Annotated in this window: 14 protein-coding genes and 1 other RNA gene; 7 read left to right on the forward strand and 8 right to left on the reverse strand. The window is 63.8% G+C overall.

Annotated features, from left to right (window positions below; translation table 11 throughout):
• Positions 1–27: 27 nt before the first annotated feature.
• Positions 28–1,674 (reverse strand): signal recognition particle protein, encoded by a 1,647-nt coding sequence (gene ffh, locus FRC98_RS03955; RefSeq protein WP_146980559.1) that lies wholly within the window; start codon positions 1,672–1,674, stop codon positions 28–30.
• A 486-nt stretch (positions 1,675–2,160) separates the two neighbouring features.
• On the opposite strand from ffh, the gene FRC98_RS03960 reads away from it, so the two are divergent.
• The 4 genes from FRC98_RS03960 to ssrA all read left to right on the forward strand — a co-directional run bounded on the left by FRC98_RS03960 (position 2,161) and on the right by ssrA (position 5,053).
• On the forward strand, positions 2,161–3,237 hold the full coding sequence (locus tag FRC98_RS03960) for a tetratricopeptide repeat protein (protein ID WP_146980008.1): 1,077 nt from the start codon (positions 2,161–2,163) through the stop codon (positions 3,235–3,237).
• 122 nt (positions 3,238–3,359) lie between these two features.
• The gene (locus FRC98_RS03965; RefSeq protein ID WP_146980009.1) at positions 3,360–3,857 is read left to right on the forward strand and encodes a hypothetical protein; all 498 of its coding nucleotides are present in this window, start codon (positions 3,360–3,362) and stop codon (positions 3,855–3,857) included.
• 234 nt (positions 3,858–4,091) lie between these two features.
• On the forward strand, positions 4,092–4,556 hold the full coding sequence (smpB, locus tag FRC98_RS03970) for an SsrA-binding protein SmpB (RefSeq protein WP_146980010.1): 465 nt from the start codon (positions 4,092–4,094) through the stop codon (positions 4,554–4,556).
• Positions 4,557–4,662: 106 nt separating this feature from the next.
• Positions 4,663–5,053, forward strand: a transfer-messenger RNA (tmRNA) gene (ssrA, locus tag FRC98_RS03975).
• Between the two features lie 73 nt (positions 5,054–5,126).
• On the opposite strand, the gene FRC98_RS03980 is transcribed toward ssrA, so the two are convergent.
• A complete protein-coding gene (locus FRC98_RS03980) occupies positions 5,127–5,987 on the reverse strand; it encodes a LysR family transcriptional regulator (RefSeq protein ID WP_146980011.1) in 861 nt (286 codons plus the stop codon).
• Positions 5,988–6,235: 248 nt separating this feature from the next.
• Between FRC98_RS03980 and FRC98_RS03985 the strand changes: the two genes are divergently transcribed.
• Entirely contained in the window at positions 6,236–6,928 is a 693-nt protein-coding gene (locus FRC98_RS03985; RefSeq protein WP_146980012.1) for an NAD(P)H-dependent oxidoreductase, read from the forward strand.
• A 189-nt stretch (positions 6,929–7,117) separates the two neighbouring features.
• Here the strand turns inward: FRC98_RS03985 and FRC98_RS03990 are convergent, their stop codons facing one another.
• From FRC98_RS03990 to FRC98_RS21265, 6 genes are all read right to left on the reverse strand, one after another.
• Entirely contained in the window at positions 7,118–7,639 is a 522-nt protein-coding gene (locus FRC98_RS03990; protein WP_146980013.1) for a hypothetical protein, read from the reverse strand.
• An 83-nt stretch (positions 7,640–7,722) separates the two neighbouring features.
• Positions 7,723–8,418, reverse strand: coding sequence for a nucleotide exchange factor GrpE (locus tag FRC98_RS03995; RefSeq protein WP_146980014.1), 696 nt, complete (start codon positions 8,416–8,418; stop codon positions 7,723–7,725).
• 51 nt (positions 8,419–8,469) lie between these two features.
• The gene (locus FRC98_RS04000; RefSeq protein WP_146980015.1) at positions 8,470–9,951 is read right to left on the reverse strand and encodes a lysophospholipid acyltransferase family protein; all 1,482 of its coding nucleotides are present in this window, start codon (positions 9,949–9,951) and stop codon (positions 8,470–8,472) included.
• Between the two features lie 127 nt (positions 9,952–10,078).
• Positions 10,079–11,098, reverse strand: a complete 1,020-nt coding sequence (locus tag FRC98_RS04005) for a putative porin (RefSeq protein ID WP_146980016.1) — start codon at positions 11,096–11,098, stop codon at positions 10,079–10,081.
• Positions 11,099–11,220: 122 nt separating this feature from the next.
• A complete protein-coding gene (locus FRC98_RS04010) occupies positions 11,221–12,213 on the reverse strand; it encodes a hypothetical protein (protein ID WP_146980017.1) in 993 nt (330 codons plus the stop codon).
• Between the two features lie 146 nt (positions 12,214–12,359).
• The gene (locus FRC98_RS21265) at positions 12,360–13,139 is read right to left on the reverse strand and encodes a hypothetical protein (protein ID WP_230467253.1); all 780 of its coding nucleotides are present in this window, start codon (positions 13,137–13,139) and stop codon (positions 12,360–12,362) included.
• A 303-nt stretch (positions 13,140–13,442) separates the two neighbouring features.
• Between FRC98_RS21265 and FRC98_RS04025 the strand changes: the two genes are divergently transcribed.
• Together FRC98_RS04025 and FRC98_RS04030 are read left to right on the forward strand one after the other, a co-directional pair.
• Positions 13,443–15,359: a type I restriction enzyme subunit R domain-containing protein gene (locus FRC98_RS04025; RefSeq protein WP_146980018.1), complete on the forward strand. Its 1,917-nt coding sequence runs from the start codon at positions 13,443–13,445 to the stop codon at positions 15,357–15,359.
• Between the two features lie 293 nt (positions 15,360–15,652).
• The gene (locus FRC98_RS04030) at positions 15,653–17,419 is read left to right on the forward strand and encodes an RCC1 domain-containing protein (RefSeq protein ID WP_230467254.1); all 1,767 of its coding nucleotides are present in this window, start codon (positions 15,653–15,655) and stop codon (positions 17,417–17,419) included.
• Positions 17,420–17,764 lie beyond the last annotated feature (345 nt).

Below are 17,764 nucleotides of genomic sequence, written 5' to 3' on the forward strand. Positions count from 1 at the left end.
AAGGTGCTCTCTGCCCCGAAGGGGCGCTTACTTCTTGTTCTTTTTGCGGGCTTGCTTGACGGTGCGGCGCTTACGCTTGCGCTTGTTGGCCGAGAGCGACTTGCTCTTGGTGCCCTTGCTGCTGCCAAGCAGGCGCCCGCCCGGGGGCGAATAGCCCGGCGGGAGGTTGGGACCGTCGAAGCCGGGCAGGCCGCTCAAGCCGCCGCCGGGGCCACCGCCACCGCCGGCGCCGCCCATCAGGTCGCCCAGGATCGAGCTCATGTCCATGTCTTTCATGCCGCGGAGCTGGTTGAGCTGCTTGAGCCCGGGGATCTTTCCGAGAAGTCCGCCGCCGCCCATCGAGCTGAACTGCTGCATCATGCCGCGCATCATGTTGAACTGCTGGATGACCTGCTCGACCTTCTCTTTGTCATTGCCGGAGCCTTTGGCGATGCGTCGCACGCGGCCGGGCTGGCGGGTCAACACGTCGGGATCTTTCTTCTCGCGGGTGGTCATCGACTGGATGATCGCGCGGATCTTGGTCAGCTCGCTGTCGTCGATGTTGGCGTCCGCGGGCATGCCGCCGCCGAAGAAGGGCATCATCTCCATGAGCTCGTTCATCGAGCCCAACTTCGAGATCTGCTCGAGCTGGTTGTAGAAATCGTTGAAGTCGAACTCGCCAGAGAGCATGCGCATGGCATCCTTCTCGGCGCGCTGAGCGTCTTCTTCGCTGAGCGAGCGCTCGAACTTGTTCATCAGGCCCATCACATCGCCAAACCCTAAGATGCGGTTGGCGAGGCCTTCGGGGCGGAACTCCTCAAGGTCGTCGAGTTTTTCGCCCACACCGATGAATTTGATGGGCTTGCCGGTGACCTCTTTGATGGAGAGCGCCGCGCCGCCGCGGGCGTCGCCATCGAGTTTGGTCATGATGAAGCCGTCGATCTCCAGGCGGCTGTTGAACTCTTTGGCGGTGTTGACCGCGTCCTGGCCGATCATCGCGTCGGCGACCAGGAAGATGTTCTCAGGGGTGGTCGTCGAGACGATCTGCTCGAGCTCGTTCATGAGCACATCGTCGACGGCCAGGCGACCGGCGGTGTCGAAGAGGATCACGTCGCGATCCTGGTCTTTGGCCATGGCCACCGCGTCATTACACACCTGGACGGGGTCGCCACCCTCGACGGCGTGCACCGGTACGCCGAGTTGTTGACCGAGCACGCGCAGCTGCTCGATGGCCGCCGGACGGTAGACGTCGGCGCCGACCAGGAGGGGCTTTTTGCCGTGCTGGTCCATAAGGAGTTTGGCGAGCTTGCCGGTGGTCGTGGTCTTACCGGAGCCCTGCAGGCCGACCATCATGATCTTGGTCGGTCCGACGCGCGGGTTGGCAAAGACGATGGAGCTGTCGACCGGCCCCATCAACGCTTCGAGCTCGTCGTGGCAGATCTTGACGAAGTGGTCGCCGGGGGAGACCTCCATCTTGCCCTGGCTGCCCTTCGCCTTAACTTTCACGACCTCGCCGAGCGCCTTTTCTTTGACGCGGCCGATGAAGTCTTTGGCGATGCGGAAGTTAACATCGGCCTCCAGCATGGAGCGGCGGATGTCTTTGAGCGCCTCGTCGATGTTCTCTTCGGTGAGCTCGCGCTTGCCTTCAAAGCGCATACGGACGTCGCGAAAGCCTTTCGCGACAACGTCAAACATAGCCATGGGTGTGTCCTCGTATCGGAAACCGTTTTACTTCGCCGCGATCGTTCGTCGATGTCGTCGATGCGTCATCACGATCGGCTCGCGGCGGAACGCGAATAAAAGCGGAGGCCTCAGCGTGTGCACCCACTCCTCAGGCGTCTCGGCAAAGAGGGCAGGGGAGGGCGCACAGGCACCAGTGGGCCAGTCGATGGAGGAAGCATATGCGGCCCGCGCTTTAAAAGGTTGCCGGTCGCGCGGGAAGTCGCGCCGGCGAGCGCAGTCGGGCCACTGTCAGGTCGGCGGCCAACCTAGACACCGACCGGGGGTGTGTCAATCGCCGGGCCTGGCCGGGGCAAAACTTGCCCCACCTCCCTGGCGAGTCTATAAGCGGGCGCGAGGTGCCCGCCGATGGCGCTCCGGGCGTTGATCGTCGGGGAGTTGCTGGCGAGCTGCGCTATGTGCCGAGATTGAATCAAAAGAAACGAGTAACCTGGAGGCTCCATGCGAGCTGGACGCTGGCGTCAGAGAGTGGCCGTGGGCCTGATCGTGATCGGGCTCGGGGGAGGCTGCAAAGAAGAGCCCCGCGACCACCTGATTGAGGGGCAGCGGGCGCTGGCCTCCCGGGATGCGGAGCTGGCCGAGCAGCACTTTGAGGCCGCGCTGGCCGCAGAGCCCAACCTCTTTGAGGCGCGCCGGCTGATGGTCGATGTGGAGATCATGCGCGGCGACTATGCCCGGGCCGAGGCCGAGCTCAACGCGCTCTGGCAGGCCCGCGGATTTGATCGTGAGGAGGGCCTGAGCACCGCCGAGCGGGGTGCGCGTCGGCTGATGGCCGATCAGTACAACAAGCTCTACCGGGCCTGGGCCAGCGATATTGATCGCGCCAGCCACCCGGAGGTGTTTGAGGAGGTGGCGCTCAAGGCTCTCTCGTCAAAGAGCCGCGATACGGGCATCAACGAGATGTTGAGGGGGTTTTATCGGGAGCGCGCCGACCACTTTATCGACCAGGGCGACAAAATTTCTGCGGCCCGAGAGCTGGAAAAGATTCAGGGGCTGCGCACCTTCCCTGATACGCGTCAGGAGTACCTGGATCAGGCTCAGCGTCTGCGACGCGAGGCGTTTTTTGAAGAGGCGCGCGCGCGCTTCGCCGCCGAGATTCAGCCGGAGCTTGAAGAGAGCGGTGCGTACGATGCGGAGAACGAGCGGATATTGCTGGCGATTGAGCAGCCGGTGGACCGGCGGTTGAGCCCCTCCAGTGAGGAGTCCACGATCCAGGCCCGGGCGATGGCGCGTCAGACGCTCTTCCCGACGCTGGCCCAGCTGGCCGTCTCCATCGGTGGGCTCGACGCGGAGACGGTAGATATCGGCGCGATGAATGTACCTCAGGGGGAGGTCGAGCAGGAGAAGTTTCGGGTGGGGCGCTACGATATGGTGGCCGCGTTTACGCTGGAGAGCTTGATGGAGATGGCATTTGAGTACGCCGAAGAGCAGCGCCGGGAACACGGGGAGCCGATCGGTGAGTCGCCTGTGGAGTCTCCTGAAACGATGCCGGACGATGGTGGTGAAACTGCCCCTTGACGCATGCGTGATACGCCCTTTGACGAGGTGGGCCTTTTCCCTTGACTTGCCAGGGCGGGCTAGTCCATATCAGGCGCGCTACCGCCCCACCATTTCACCCTCAAGGACGCGGAGAGACTGCGATGAGCCACGAGAGCGAAGAAGAAGTTGAAGAGTCGTTGGATTTTGATGACGGCTTCGATCCGGAGATTGAGGAAGACATCGAGCTTGATGACGACTTCGATGCCGATGAAGAGGAAGAGGACTTTGTGCCCTCAAAATCCTCGTCGAGCAGCGACAGTGACCTGGTGGATGCCAACTACGCCGATGTGGTCAAGGCTAACCCCAAGCGCCTTAACGCCGCCCAGCGTAAGAAGGCAGCCTCGGTGATCGAGGGCATCATCAGCGACGCCGAGCTCAGCGATCCGGAGGGTCAGGCCCGCGCCTGGAAAAAGCTCTCCGATAAGTTCGGTGTGGCCGATGCGCGCCCCTTTGATATCAGCGCCGAGCTCACGGAGAACGACGTGATCGACCACCCGCGCTTCGGTGTGGGATTTGTCGTGCAGCTGCTCACCCCGACCAAGGTCGAGGTGATCTTTGAGGACGGGCTCAAGAAGCTGGCGCACAACCTCAAGCGCTGAACGTTGGCGGGCAGGGCTGCTAAGGCCCGGCTCTCCCGGCAGGTTGGATGCGAGGCGGCAGGCAAATGAGGCCTGCGCGCCTCGTGTCGTTTTACCCCCCTTAAAGCGCAGCGTCGGGGGGCTGTGGGGAATAGTCCGGCGGGCTCTCCCGTTGAGCCCCTCACGACAACCCGAGCTTGATGATTGGATTCTGGCGCAGTGACGCGCACCCCACCCCAAAGGGGCAGGAAGGCTATGAGCGACGCCGTTAAAAACATCACCCGAAACCGCAAAGCCTATCACGACTACTTTGTCGACGATGAGCTCGAGGCCGGCATGGTGCTGCTGGGCTCGGAGGTCAAGAGCCTGCGCCAGGGGAAGGTCAACCTGAGCGACGCCTACGCGCGTTTTGATAATGGCGAGCTCTACCTGGTCAACGCGCATATCAGCCCCTACGAGAACGCCACCCACACCAACCATGAGCCGGAGCGGGTGCGCAAACTCTTGATGCACAAGCGGGAGCTGCGCAAACTCTCCAATAAGGCGAATATCGCCGGCTTTACGCTGATCCCGCTGGCGCTTTATTTCAAAGGCAGCACCGTCAAATGCAAGATCGGCGTCTGCCGCGGCAAGAAGCTCTTTGATAAGCGCGAGGATCTGCGCAAACGCGACGCCGCGCGCGAGATGGCGCGCAGCCACGCACGAAACTACCGTCGTTAAGCTTGCTTCGTTGACAACGGTGTACATTCTTGTAGTAGTAACCCCCTGCGGCGCGCGTTGAGACTGACGCGCGGGTCATCTCGCGGGTTTGCAACACCCCTTGTACGGGGGCGCACTGGCTTCGACGTGGATACGGCGAGGTACGTGGCGTGTCGGAGGTCTCAGTAACTCCGTTATTAACTGCTGAGAACGTTATAACTGCCAACGATGACGCGCAGTTCGCGATGGCCGCGTAAGCAGCTTTTCGCGACAGATGCTCCTTAACCGGAGCCCGTTAATCAGAGCTTTGCCTATGGGCTTTGCTTAACGACATACAGTAGGCTTGGTGAGTCGGGCTTCATCCTTCGACGCCTCACGACATTCCGAAGGGTCCTCAAAGAGCATGGCCTGTCCGTGGACAGTGCTCGGAGAGGTTAAAAGTCAATCGCGGACTACACACGTAGAAGCGTACATTCAATGGTTCGCGGACGCGGGTTCGATTCCCGCCGCCTCCATCCGACAAAGGCCCGACACTTGAGAGAGTGTCGGGCCTTTGTGTTTTCCCGGGAAAGCAGCGGCCCGGCGATCCACCTAAGCGCAGGAGGGAAACATCACATCGATATCTGCGATCGCCCGCCATACGGCGTCGATTCGAGGCAGGTTGCGGACGCTGAGCGGGGCCACCAGATAGAGGTCGATGACCGGTCCGTCGGGAAGGTCCAGGTCCAGGGGGGTGAGCTCGGGGTAGATCGTGCTCAGCGCCCGGGTCATCAGCGCGACGCCTTGCCCTTCGCGAACAAGCTCCGCCTGCATCAGGTAGCTGTTGGTGGTCCATCTGGCCGGGGTCGAGACGTTAGCCTTTCGCCAGGTCTCTTCCGGGGGGGTAAAGCCCGGCATGGTGACGCCGATCCAGGGGAGGGCTTCCGGGGCCGCGTGGCGCCAACGCTCCAGACCCAGCACCGCTGTCGGCAGCCGGGCGACGCGTTGCACGGCATACTCACCGGTGTGCGGGCGCTCGAATCGCAGGGCCAGGTCAGCCTCACGACGCATCAGGTCGACGGAGGGGTATCCGGTCAGGATTTCAAAGCGCAGGTGCGGGTGACGTTTGGAGAGCCCGGGCAGCAGGCGCGAGAGCACGAAGACGGCGAGTGCCTCGGTTGTGGCGATACGAACCAGCCCCCCGACCCGGGCACGGAGGCTCTGCGCCTGATCCTGAATGTGTTGGGAGCGCCGCGCCATCTCTTCGGCGTCTCCGGAGATCCGCGTGGCCGCCTCGGTGGGCACGAGCCCCTGCGATGTTCGCTCGAAGAGTGCGACGTCGAGGACCCGTTCCATCTCCGCGATGCGACGACTGACTGTGGATTGCTCTACAGATAAAAGCCGCGCGGCTTTGGTGAAACTTCTCGTTTCGTAGGCGGCCAGAAAGTAGCGCACGCTCTGCCAGTCCAACATCTCAAGTTCCGTGCGTTTGGCGCGCGAGGGTATCGGTTGCGACCGGGCGCTGGTGCACCGTCTGCCGCACGGCGGCGCGCGTGTGGTGGGGTTTGCCTGCGTGACTGTTGATGATGCCGCGAAAGGAGCAGCGTGAAGCACCTTCAGGTATGCATGTTCGCATGGCGATCATCGAAAATCTGCGATTCTCAGGGCGCATCGCATGCGCATAATGGGGTGCATGACCGGTGCTTACAAGGAGAGTATCCATGCGTGACATCCTCGTTCTCGATGCCCACCCCGACCCCTCGCCGGAGCGCTTCGGACATGCGCTGGCCCAGGCTTACGCCGAAGAGATCCGTGACGGTGGTGCCCCGGTGCGTGTCCTTCGCTTGAGCGATCTGACCTTTGATCCGGTGCTGCGCGATGGCATCGACACCCCCCAGCCCTGGGAGCCGGATCTGCACGCCGCCATGGAGGCTATCGCCGGGGCGCGGTGGGTGACCCTGGTGTTTCCCACCTGGTGGGCGGGTCCGCCCGCGTTACTCAAGGGGTTCATCGATCGGGTGATGTTGCCCCATGTCGCCTATCGCCACGAGGGTAAGGCGTTGCCGACCGGGTTGTTGGCGGGGCGAGGCGCGAGGATCGTAACCACGATGGATGCGCCGAGCTGGTGGTACACGCTGGCGCACAGGCGATCGGTGCACGCCAGCCTGATTCAGGGGACGCTGCGTTACGTGGGGTTTGGGCCCGTCCGGGAAACGACCGTGTATACGCTGCGGGAGCTCTCGGAGGCGCAACGCGAGCAGAAGTTGCGTCAGGTGCGCAGCGCTGCGCGTAAGGATCTGGCTCGTGCCTCCCGGTGTCAGCCGGTCCACGACCAGGTGCTCGCCGACGCGCTGGCGAGGCGCGCTCCCGGGGGGAGTGCGGCGGTGATGATCGAGCAGGTTGGTGGCGCGTAGGCGCGCTTCGAGGGCAGGCGGGTGAGGGGAGGGCGTGGGCCTGGCTTTTCGGTGTGTCGGCGGGCGCCGAACTCGGCAGCGTTTGAGCTTCGTGGAGCCCTGGCTGGAGCGTGTGGGTCGACCCGCGCTTTGAGCTGCCTTCGGCACTTTCGCGGCGCGGGTCGACCTGTGGTGTGGAACCTCCCCGGGTCAGTGAGGGCGGAGCCGGGCCGGTGCCATGCGCTGCAGTCCCTGGCGCACCCCGGCGTTGACCACGCCGTAGGTGGCGCGGCCGCCGAGCGCGGCAGCGTGGGTTTGCCAGGGGATCTTTCGGGCGCCGGGGTGAGCGCCGAGCCGGGGTTTGATCAGCTCTTCGACCAGGACAAAGAGAGCGGTGTCGAAGGCCGCGCCTTTGAGCGGGCTTTTTGTGGCGCCCAGTTTTCGGCGTAGCAGGATGCCGCCCACGGTGCTTCCAACGCCGAGCCCGAAGCGCAGACGTCGGGCGGCCAGGCGGCGCGCCTTGCGGCGCATCTTCCAGCCAAAGCGTTTGTTGGCGCGGTCGATAAGCAGGCGTTGTGGATCTTTTCTATCGCGAAAGGCATCGCCTACGCGTGGCGTTTTGGGCTGTGCGGCCTCCAGCAGCGCGGTCATTTTGTTCATGGCGATCGACGCCACCGAACCCGCCACCAGGGCTGTGCCCAGTTTGAATGCGTTTTGTTTCCAGTCGCTCATCGTCTCCCTCGTCGTCTGGGTGTGCGGACGTTGTGGGAGAGAAGTTAAACACGCGGAGGGAGGGCCCGGTGGGCCGCTGCGCATCAGGACGCGACCACCACCTCGGCGTGGCGCAGCACGGTGCCGTCGTCGAGGCGAAAGCCGGGGCGGAGCACCTCCACGATCTGGCCGCGGGAGAAGTCTTCGCTCTCGCGCACATCCACCGCCTGGTGCAGCCAGGGATCCAGCGGCTCGCCAGCTTTGCCCAGGAGCTCGACGCCCTCATCGCGCAAAAATCGGACAAACTGCGCCTCGATGCCCAGCAGGCCCTCGCGCCAGGCGCCCTCGCTGTGCTGGATGGCGCGCCCCAGCGAGTCAAGCAGCTCGCCGAGGCCGCGGAGCAGGCGCACCCGCTCCTCCTGGCAGGCCTGCTCGGAGGCCTCGCCAACCCGGGTCTGGAGGGCTCTGGACTCGGCGATGAGGTGGGTGATCTGTTTCTCGAGGGCGGCGCGCTCGTGCTCGAAGGAGGGGGGCGCCGGCGCCGGCTCGGCGGGGGCCGGACGTGGGTGCTCGAGCTCGGCGCGAAGACGCTCCAGCTCGTGGTTTTGCTGGCGGAGCTCTTGTTGCAGCGTGCGGTTTTCGAGCAGCTCGGCGCGAAGGCGATCCTTGAGTTCCCGCTCTGTCTGCTCGGCACGTTTAACGCGCGCCTGCAGATCTTCGACTTCGTTCAGGAGGGCGTCGAGGACGTTCTGGGTGTACGCGCTGCCGCGCCGCATCAGGTCTCGGAGGTTCAGTCGCATAGCGTGCTCGGGAGGGGAGGGGGGGGGATGCTGGAATTTCAGCAACGTGTGTCAGGTGGCGTCTTCGAGCAGAGGCTCGGGCTCGTTCTCGATGGCGGAGGTGCGGCGCAGCTCCTCAACGTAGCGGGTCTGCAGGGCGTCGAAGGTGGTGATGAGGCGCTGGCGCTCGCGCTCCACCGCCGCCAGCAGGTTTTTGCGCGTACGAAAGAAGGTCCGCAGCAGGATGCGATCGCGGTAGACGAGGATCTGGCGCCACCAGCGCAGAAAGAAGATGCCGGCGGTGGGAAGGCTCAGCACGTAGAGCGCGATGAGCAGCGGGTGGAGCTCGGTGAAGCGGGCCAGGGTCCAGGCCTGGAGGGCGTAGAAGAAGGGGAAGGCCACGAGCCCGGAGACAAAGGCCGAGATGGCGACCATGGCTTCATCGGGGGCGCGGCGGATGAAACGCCGCACGATCAGCGCCGGGAGGATGTTGTTGAGCAGGCCGAAGATGGCCAGCGGGCCGGGCAGGATCAAAAAGAGCGTGAGCTTGAGCGCTTCGCGGTGGCGCCGGCGCTCGGCGGCGCCGTCGACCAGCAGGCCGTCGCGGATTCTCAGCTGGCTTAAGTGGTCGCGGTAGCGGCGCACATCCATGCGCACCCGGCCGACCACCGCCGGGTCGTGCTTCTGGAAAAAATCGACTGCGTCGGCGATGCGCTGCTCCTGCTCAAAACGGTCTTCCAGCAGGCTTGTGCTGCGCGGGGCGGGGGCGTCGTCGAGGCGCTCCTGGCGGCCGGAGCGGTCGTAGAGATCCAGCGCCAGCTGGTCGCCATCCACAAGCTGTGCCTTGAGCTTCGCGCCGTAGATCGCGCGGATGTCGCTGACGAGCTCATAGTTGCGCTCGTCCTGGATGTGGGTGGAGAGTCGGCGCATCTCGTCCTGCAGGCGCTCGGTGAGCTCGCGCACCGCCTCGCGCGGATCTTCGGCATAACGCTCGGCGTAATCAGCCACCTCCATGGGCTCGCCGAAACGAATCAAGACGCGGGAGTGGAAACGATCGCGGTCCTCGAAGTTCAGGCCCACGGGTTGAATGCGGCCGCCGAGCTCAAAAGCGTTGCGGGCCTCGGCGGCCAGCGCGATGCGGGCGGTGCCCGTCTTTAAGTCGCGCACCATCTTCTCGGGCGAGTTGCGCCCCTCGGGGAAGATGCCGATGCACCCGCCTCCTTCGAGCGCGCGGTAGGCTTCCTCGAAGCTGTCTTCGTTCTGCCCGGTGCCGCTGCCGTCTTCGGCCCGGTAGATGGGGATCACGCCGAACTCATGAAAGAGGGTGCGGGCGGCCAGGTTTTTAAAAAGCCCGCTGCGCGCCATGTAGCGGATCTGGCGGCGGGTCTGGGTACCGAGCACCACCGTGTCCATGATGGAGTTGGGGTGGTTGGCCGCAAAGATCAGCGGGCCCTGCTCCGGGATATGCTCGCGGCCGGAGGACTGCACCTCGGCAAAGTAGAGCCCGACCGCCGAGCGCAGCAGCCTGCGCGTGATGCGATAGAGTCGGGACATCGGAGAGCCTCGGGAGGGCGGTGGGCGTCGGGAGGAGTGAAGCGCTGAAGGTCTGGGGGCATCTTAACGCCGGGCGGGGTCGGGGGGAAGGCGCTCGACGCTGGTCACCGCGCTCACTCCGCCCCGTTTAAAACCCCGCGTGCAGCGTTAGCCAGCCGGTATGCGCCATCTCCCCATTGCGGATCGCCAGATCGTAGTTGGGGATGAATTTGAGAAAATGCCCGTCGATGAATAGGGTCGCGCCCAGGGTCACGCGTTGGGTCAAGACGCCGCGCTCGCGAAGCACCCCGTAGCGCGCGCCCGGCCCGAGCTCCAGGGTGTTGACCAGGGGCAGGCGGTACTGCCCATGCACGTACGCGCCCCAGTTGAGCTCCTCGGAGGCGTCCTGCGTGTTGGGGGCGAGCATCAGCTCGGCCTGGAGGTTCCAGGCGTCGGTCCAGTACATCAGCGCCACGTCGATGACGTGGGGATCGGGCACGGGCTGCACGAGCGTGGCGCCGGTGGGGTCGTCTGGCGAGGGGAGGGGCGCGTTGTCGGCGAGCATCAGGCCAAAGTAGGCCAGGTGCAGGCCGAGGCCGTTCTCAAAGTCGAGCAGAGCGCGGGCGCTCAGGTAGTTGCCGTCGCCCCCGGGCAAAAGCGCGCGCTCGGCCGGGTCGGGCATAAACCAGCCCAGGCTTAAGTCGAGCTCGGCTGTGCCCACCGGCAGCGTGCCGACCACCTCGGCGCCGGGCAGGCGCACGTCAGTAAACGTGCGCAGCATGGAGCGGCGCACAAAGGGCATGCGGCTGGCGAACATCAGGTCGTCGGCCGGAGTGGGGCGCACAAAGATGCCCGCGCGCAGGACGAGGCCCTCGGTGGGGTAGACCTCTACAAAGGCGTCCAGAAGGTCAAAGCTCCCCGAGGCCGCTTCACCGCCGATGTACGCCTTACCCCATTGGGTCTGCATGGAGCCCGAGAGGCGCGCGAGCTGAATGAACGCCTCCTGGTTGGGCGTGTGGCTGCCGCCTTCAAAGACCCAGCCCACGCGGGTGAGCCCGCCCAGGCTGAGTTTTCGGTGGTCGTCGTCGAGCAGCGTGTAGGCGCTGCCGGTGGCCGGGAGAAGGGTGAGAAGGAGAAGCGTTGCAACACAAAACCAGCGGGGACTCATTACGTTACTCCAGCACAACATTTACATCTGAGACCCGGCGCAAGATTTGGATTTTCCAGTAGGGGGGGGCGCGCCAGGCCTGGCGAGCGGGCCCCCAGAACTCGGTGCGATGGCGAGGACTGTCAAGCCGGTGGCGAGTTTGAGGCGGTGCGCTCCCCGGCGAGGAAGCGGTAGGCCGCCAGGGGCACGATCACCATCATAGGGGTCGAGTAGAAGAGCATCAGAAGGTACGCGCCCAAGATGGGGCCCGTCAGAATCACCTGGGCCAGTCGGTGGATGACGTCATTGGCGATCACCTCCACGAAGAGGTTGGAGAGGTCGGCCAACCCGTAGGTGATCGCAATCTGGATCTGCATCGCGAGCAGCCCGCTGAGTTGCATGATGAGGTAGATCCAGACAAGCCGGCCCCACTGTGTCCGGGTCATGCGCAGTGCCGTCACCGGTGCGCTGAGCAGGGAGCGTCCCTCAAAGAGCATAAGTGGCACGAAGGGGAAGAGCAGGATGGTGATGAGCGCCGTGACGGCGCGTCCCTCCCAGATCAGCGCCGCCGAGGACGTGGTTGTCTGCAACACGACCTCAAGTCCGGAGCTCACAAAGCAGAACAGGAGCGCCGCAAGCACCATCGGCAGGGTCCGGGGAAAGGTGCGCTTGATGGCGACTGCGATCGAGGTGGGTTCGCCCTGGATCGTGTTCGCGTTGGCCAGGAAGAGACTGACGACGTAGAGCCAGGCTGCCGGCAGGCTGGCGAGCATCAGGAGCTGATTGGGCGTGAAGTAACCCCCTAAAAACTCTTTTGCGAGCATCCACACTCCGCCGGCGGCCAGGGCGATCGACCCCAGCACCAGATGGCTGGCCATCCAGACCCGAAACAACGCGGCGAACATGCGCCCCCAGGCGGTGGTGGGCCGGGCATCGGGGTCACGGCGTCGGGCGCGGCGAACGAGAAAGAGCAGCGCCGTCAGGAGCATGAACGCCATCAGCAACGGATCCACCTCCTCCGCGAGTGACGTCACGATGAGAAAGGCCAGGAGAGCTGCGCACGCCAGCAGGGCATGTCCGAGCTGCTGAGCCTGGGTTTTCCAACCTGAGGGGGGAACGTGGGCGCGATCGGACATGGGGGCTCCGTACTCTGGGGAGAGATGATGTGGCGGGTGTGCTTTGAGGTTGGGTGGTTGGGTGGTTGGGTGGTTGTGGGGCGCCGGGGTTTGCGGGGTTGGTCGATTCGTGTGGGCGGTGGCGGGTTTGCGGGGTTGAGGGTCGTTCAGCGCTCGACGTCGAAGCTGCCCTCGATGGTGAGCGTGGAGCCCTGGCGGGGGCCGGTGCCCTCGACCGTCATGGCAAAACTGCCGGCAAGGCGAGTGGCGTCGGCGGTGGTGATCTCCAGCGTCCAGCGGGTGACGTCGTCGCCGCTGAAGGGCTCGCTGACGCAGTGGCTGTTGTTGAAGTTCAGCCCGCGCCAGGCTTCGGGCAGCGCGTCCAGGCCGCTCCAGCCGTTGTCGAAGGTGGAGAGCGAGAGCAGCCCCACGTTGTTCCAGTTCTCATCGGCGCAGCTCAGCGAGGCTGGGGAGGCGATGCTGATCTGCACGTTTCGCCCCTGATCCGGGAAGTAGAGCTGCGCCGAGTAGGCGCCGCCGACCGGGCCCACCTCCACGCTATGGGAGGTGTAAACGACCTCATCGTCCACGCGCCAGACCACGGTGGATTCGGGGGCTTCGCACAGGCCCTGCTCGGTGCAGACCTCGTCGCCGGAGCAGGTTCCGCAGGAGGTCTGGCAGACCGGGTCCAGCCCGCAGGTGCGGGCGGAGCAGTCCGGGGTGCAGGTGTCGGTGTCGGGTGTGGTGTCGGCGTCGGGTGTGGGGTCGGCGTCGGGTGTAGCGTCGGTGTCGGCGTCGGGTGTGGGGTTGGTGTCGGCGTCGGTGTCGGTGTCGGGGGAGGTGTCCGCATCCGGGGAGGTGGGATCGGCGTCGGAGGAGCAGGCCGGGGTGAGGATGGCGAGCAGGATGGCGAGGGCGGTGAGGGGGAGGTGGCGAGAGGAGAGCATGGGGGCCTCGTTGCTAGGGGGGGAGGAGAGAGAACAGATATGGGGAAGGGATAGCGCAAAGGAGTGGGGATGTCGCGGGGGGGAGAGAGGTTTCAGGGGGTTTCAGGTGCTCGTGTGGGCGGCTGGTGGGGCGCGTGTTGTGGTTAGTCACGCTCTCGAACTCGAGTTCGAACTCGACCGCGATCACGGGCTGGATCTCGATCTCGATCACGGGCTGGATCTCGAGCTCGGTCTCGGTCTCGATCACGGGCTGGATCTCGATCTCGATACACGATCGACCAGATCGACCATACGCCCGGGGTGGTGGCCAATATCAGCGAGCATTCGCGCCAGTTGGCCGAGGCGCTGAAGGCCAAAAAGCCCATTATTGTGACCACGCTGCATAAGTTTCCGGTGATCGCCGATCAGGTGGAGGAGCTCAGCGGGCGGCGCTTTGCGGTGATTGTGGATGAGGCGCATAGCTCGCAGTCTGGCGAGATGGCAGCGCAGATGAAGAACATCCTCTCGCCAGATGGGCCGGGGGAGGTGGGGGATGAGGCGTCGGATGAGACGATGGGGGATGAGGCGGCCGATGTATACGCGCTGGCCTATGCGGCGGCGTTGCAGCGGGGGCGGCGCAAGAATCTGAGCTTTTATGCGTTCACCGCCACGCCCAAATACAAGACCCTGGAGCTTTTCGGACATCAGGATGAGGCGGGGGAGCCGGCGCCCTTCCACCTCTACTCGATGAAGCAGGCCATCGAGGAGGGGTTCGTGCTGGACGTGCTGCAGAACTACACGACCTACAAAACCTATTACGGGCTGGTGAAGCAGGTGGAGGAGGATCGGGTGCTCGATAAGCGCAAGGCCTCCCGGGAGCTTGCGCGCTTTATCTCACTGCATCCGCACGACCTCTCGCAGAAGACCGAGGTGATGGTCGAGCATTTCCGCCAGAACGTGATGCGCAAAATTGGCGGGCGAGCGCGGGCGATGGTGGTGACACGCTCGCGGCGTCATGCGGTGCGCTACCGCAAAGCCTTTGACGCCTACATCAAGGCGCAGGGCTACGAGCGCGACATCAAGGTGCTGGTGGCGTTCTCGGGCAGCATCGAAGACCAGGGGCAGACGCATACCGAGGTGGAGATGAACGGCGGCATCTCGGAGCGGGAGCTTCCGGAGCGCTTTGCCGAGGACCCCTATCGGATTTTGATTGTCGCCAACAAATACCAGACCGGCTTCGACCAGCCTCTCCTGCACACCATGTACATCGACCGGACCCTCCACGGGATTCAGGCCGTGCAGACCCTCTCTCGCCTCAACCGCACGATGGCCGGGAAGGAGGAAACTTTTGTGCTGGATTTTGCGAACCGGCGCGAAGACATCCTGGAGTCGTTCAAGCCCTATTACGAGGCCACGGCCATCGAGGAGCGCCTCGACCCCCAAAAACTCTACGAGCTGCAGACCACGCTCGACGCGTTTCGCATCTATTACCCGGAAGAGGTGAAGGCGTTTGGCGAGATCTTCTTTCGCGCCAACCACAGCAAACGCGACCACGGGAAGCTCAACGGCTGCCTGGCGCCAGCGTCGGATCGTTTCAACGTGGAGAGCGAGGAGGTGCAGAACGAGTTTTTAAGCACGCTCACCTCGTATCTGCGCGTGTACGCCTTCCTCTCGCAGGTGGTGCCCTTTGGCGACGCCAAACTGGAGATGCTCTACGTGTTCGGTCGCATGCTCGCCAGGCACCTGAAAACCAACCGCGACCCCGGCGAGGCGTTGGAGTTGGGGGACGACGTGGCGCTGAAGTATTACCGGCTGGAAAAGTTGGAGGAGGGCGCCATCGGACTTGTGGGCGATGGCAAAGTGCGCGGCCCGAGCGATGTGGGGACCGGGAGTGAAGACAAAGAGAAGAAGGTCGAGTTGTCGCGGTTGATCGACACGTTGAATCAGCGGTTAGGGACGGAGTTCAAAGAGGCGGACCAGCTCTTCTTCGACCAGATTGAGGCGGAGATGCGCGCCCATCAGGTAGTGCAGGAGGCCGCCCTGGCCAACGACCGCGAGAACTTTGGCTACTCCGCGCGCGACGTGCTGGAGGATGTGCTGCTGGGGCGGCACGAGCAGAACGGGGCGATCATCGACCGGATTTTTGATGAGGAGAATCGGATTTATGGCGAGACGGTGATCCGGTTGTTGTTGGATCGGGCGTATGAGGGGATTCGGGAGGGGGAGGGGGAGGCGGTGTGAGGTGGGGCGGGCACGCCTGTGCAGGGTTGCGTTCGGAGGGCGGTCCGGCTATCACTGGAGCCGTTCACTTCAACCTGATGTGGTAGTACGCCGTTAGCCAGCGGGGATGTCGCGTTTGTTGGTTTGAGAGTATGTGAGCGTGCGTTTTGCGCTGTTCATCACCGTCTCGATCGTACAAATAGCGACATCGACTTTGGCTCATGGCGTCGTTCCGGGAGGGCCCTGCCATGCCATACGTTCGATTGAGTTTCATTGTCTGTAGTTTGATGTCTGCTTCCGGGTGTATTTTTGCTGTGGATACATCACCTCTCTGTGATGACAGCGAGCCGGATTGCGAAAACGGCGTTTGGATTATTGTTGATGCCGGGGATGTAGGCGACGTCGACTCTGACACTGACGCTGATGTTAATCCTGACGTTGAGCCCGACACCGACACCGACCTCCCTCCCGACCTCAGCCTGGAACTCACCGGTGGCGAGGAGAGTCCCTATGTCATCGACGAGGCCACGGGCGTTGTGAGTTTTGATGCGGCCTGCGCCCCCGATGGCTGCACCCTGGACGCGTGCACGTTGAGCTTTGAGGGCGGTGAAGCCGTGGCGCTTGAGAGCTGCACGGAGACCATCGAACTGACCACCGCCGAGCTCAACGCCGAGGGCAGCTGGACGCTTACCGTGAACGCCACCCTCGACGAGCAAAACGAGAGCACGTCGACGACCTTTGATGTGCGCTACGCCTTCGACGCGGGCATTGAGGGGCTTGCGATCGGCGAGCACACGTTTAGCCATCCGCCTGAGCTTGAGAGTTTTTGCACCCGCGAGGATTGCGAGCTCACCATCGCCTGCACCGACGCCGAAGGTGGCGAGCTGGCATGCGAGGATCTGGCCTTCCCCGAGGGCGAGGCCAGCGTCAACATCAGCCTGATCGCCTGCGCCGCGGGTCTGGAACCGGAGCATTGCCTGGGCGAGCAGACCTACAACTTCGCCTTCGTGCCCCCTACCTGGACGCAGGTCGCCACCGGCGCCGCCCACTCCTGCGGGATGCTCGACGATGGCACACTCTGGTGCTGGGGCAACAACGGCAGCGGTCGCCTGGGAGACGGGTTTAGCACCCAGCGCGATCAGCCCACTCGAGTGGCCGGCGATGGCGTGTGGATCCATGTGAGCGCGGGTGGGCAGCATACCTGTGGGATTAAGGAGGGGGGGAGTTTGTGGTGTTGGGGCGACAACGCCGCGGGACAGGTCATTCCAGGATCTGGCAGCGACTCATCTTATCCTACGCCGCAAGATGTAAGTGAAGGTTTGACCTGGACGCAGGTTGCCACCGGAACGGCACATACCTGTGCCATTACCAGTGATGAAGCGCTTTATTGTTGGGGGCGTGATGAGACGAGTCAGCTCGGAACCGGCACGGCAACCAACGGTCGGGTGCGGGTGAGGATTGACGGGAGCATCGAGCGCTTTGTAGCCGTCGCCGCCGGCGATGCGCATACCTGCGCGGTGACGGCGGACGATGCGAATGCGTGGTGTTGGGGGAGTGCGGGGGAAGGGCGGCTCAACGGGGATCCGGATGCGGGCTCGGGGCCGGTGAAGGTGCAGGGGGTTCCGGGATTGTCGAGTTCGGTGACGACGATGGTGGCGACGGGCGGAGCGCATTCGTGTGCGATTGTAATTGGTAGTTCTGCAGACCAACTTTTTTGCTGGGGTAGCGACTCTTTTGGGCAGGTTGGACATAATATTAGCCCAACGGTGATGACGGTAGTGGGACTGTCTGACGCCGAGATGGTCTCTGCGGGTAAGGACCACACCTGTGCCGTCGCTGCGGGGGCGGCATATTGTTGGGGCAACAACGCGTATGGTCAGTTAGGTCGTTCTGGTGGCAACGAGCCCGCTCAAGTTAGCGAGCCAGCTACGGGGTGGCTCGACATCGCTGCCGGCGGTGAGCATTCGTGTGGGATTGCTGACGGTATGATGCGTTGCTGGGGACTTAATACCGTAGGCCAACTGGGCCACACCGGTAGTGGCTCCAACCCAACCCCCATCGCCTGGCCCTACACCCCTTAAACTCGGGCTCTGGCCAACACGTCCCATCTAAAACCACCCCACCCCCGGCAAGCGCTGGAGGTGGGGTGTTTTGCGATGGGCTCGACCTCGGGCTCGCTTTTAATTTTGGGCTTGGGTTCCGGTGAGCGTGTTGGAGTTGGGGGAAGAGAATGAAGTTCATGAAAGTGCCCCTCGCCAGATGCGGGGGGCTTAGTGTTGGGCTCAGTTAGCCCGGAAGGGGGGAGGTGACCTCCCCCCTCGTCCGTAGGGCATACGGCCTGGGAGGCTTAGCGGCGCTCAGAAGCCGTTCGAGGTACGGGTCGGGGGGGAGGTGACCCGGGTAAAATGGCGTTCGAGGTACGGGTC

It is taken from the genome of Lujinxingia vulgaris (genome assembly GCF_007997015.1).
In the GTDB taxonomy this organism is placed as follows: Bacteria; Myxococcota_A; Bradymonadia; order Bradymonadales; family Bradymonadaceae; genus Lujinxingia; species Lujinxingia vulgaris.

What these genes read in the sequence shown, in the direction of transcription:
- ffh (WP_146980559.1), bottom strand. Translation starts at nt 1,674, where the DNA reads ATGTTTGACGTTGTCGCGAAAGGCTTTCGCGACGTCCGTATGCGCTTT.
- FRC98_RS03960 (WP_146980008.1), top strand. Translation starts at nt 2,161, where the DNA reads ATGCGAGCTGGACGCTGGCGTCAGAGAGTGGCCGTGGGCCTGATCGTG.
- FRC98_RS03965 (WP_146980009.1), top strand. Translation starts at nt 3,360, where the DNA reads ATGAGCCACGAGAGCGAAGAAGAAGTTGAAGAGTCGTTGGATTTTGAT.
- smpB (WP_146980010.1), top strand. Translation starts at nt 4,092, where the DNA reads ATGAGCGACGCCGTTAAAAACATCACCCGAAACCGCAAAGCCTATCAC.
- FRC98_RS03980 (WP_146980011.1), bottom strand. Translation starts at nt 5,987, where the DNA reads ATGTTGGACTGGCAGAGCGTGCGCTACTTTCTGGCCGCCTACGAAACG.
- FRC98_RS03985 (WP_146980012.1), top strand. Translation starts at nt 6,236, where the DNA reads ATGCGTGACATCCTCGTTCTCGATGCCCACCCCGACCCCTCGCCGGAG.
- FRC98_RS03990 (WP_146980013.1), bottom strand. Translation starts at nt 7,639, where the DNA reads ATGAGCGACTGGAAACAAAACGCATTCAAACTGGGCACAGCCCTGGTG.
- FRC98_RS03995 (WP_146980014.1), bottom strand. Translation starts at nt 8,418, where the DNA reads ATGCGACTGAACCTCCGAGACCTGATGCGGCGCGGCAGCGCGTACACC.
- FRC98_RS04000 (WP_146980015.1), bottom strand. Translation starts at nt 9,951, where the DNA reads ATGTCCCGACTCTATCGCATCACGCGCAGGCTGCTGCGCTCGGCGGTC.
- FRC98_RS04005 (WP_146980016.1), bottom strand. Translation starts at nt 11,098, where the DNA reads ATGAGTCCCCGCTGGTTTTGTGTTGCAACGCTTCTCCTTCTCACCCTT.
- FRC98_RS04010 (WP_146980017.1), bottom strand. Translation starts at nt 12,213, where the DNA reads ATGTCCGATCGCGCCCACGTTCCCCCCTCAGGTTGGAAAACCCAGGCT.
- FRC98_RS21265 (WP_230467253.1), bottom strand. Translation starts at nt 13,139, where the DNA reads ATGCTCTCCTCTCGCCACCTCCCCCTCACCGCCCTCGCCATCCTGCTC.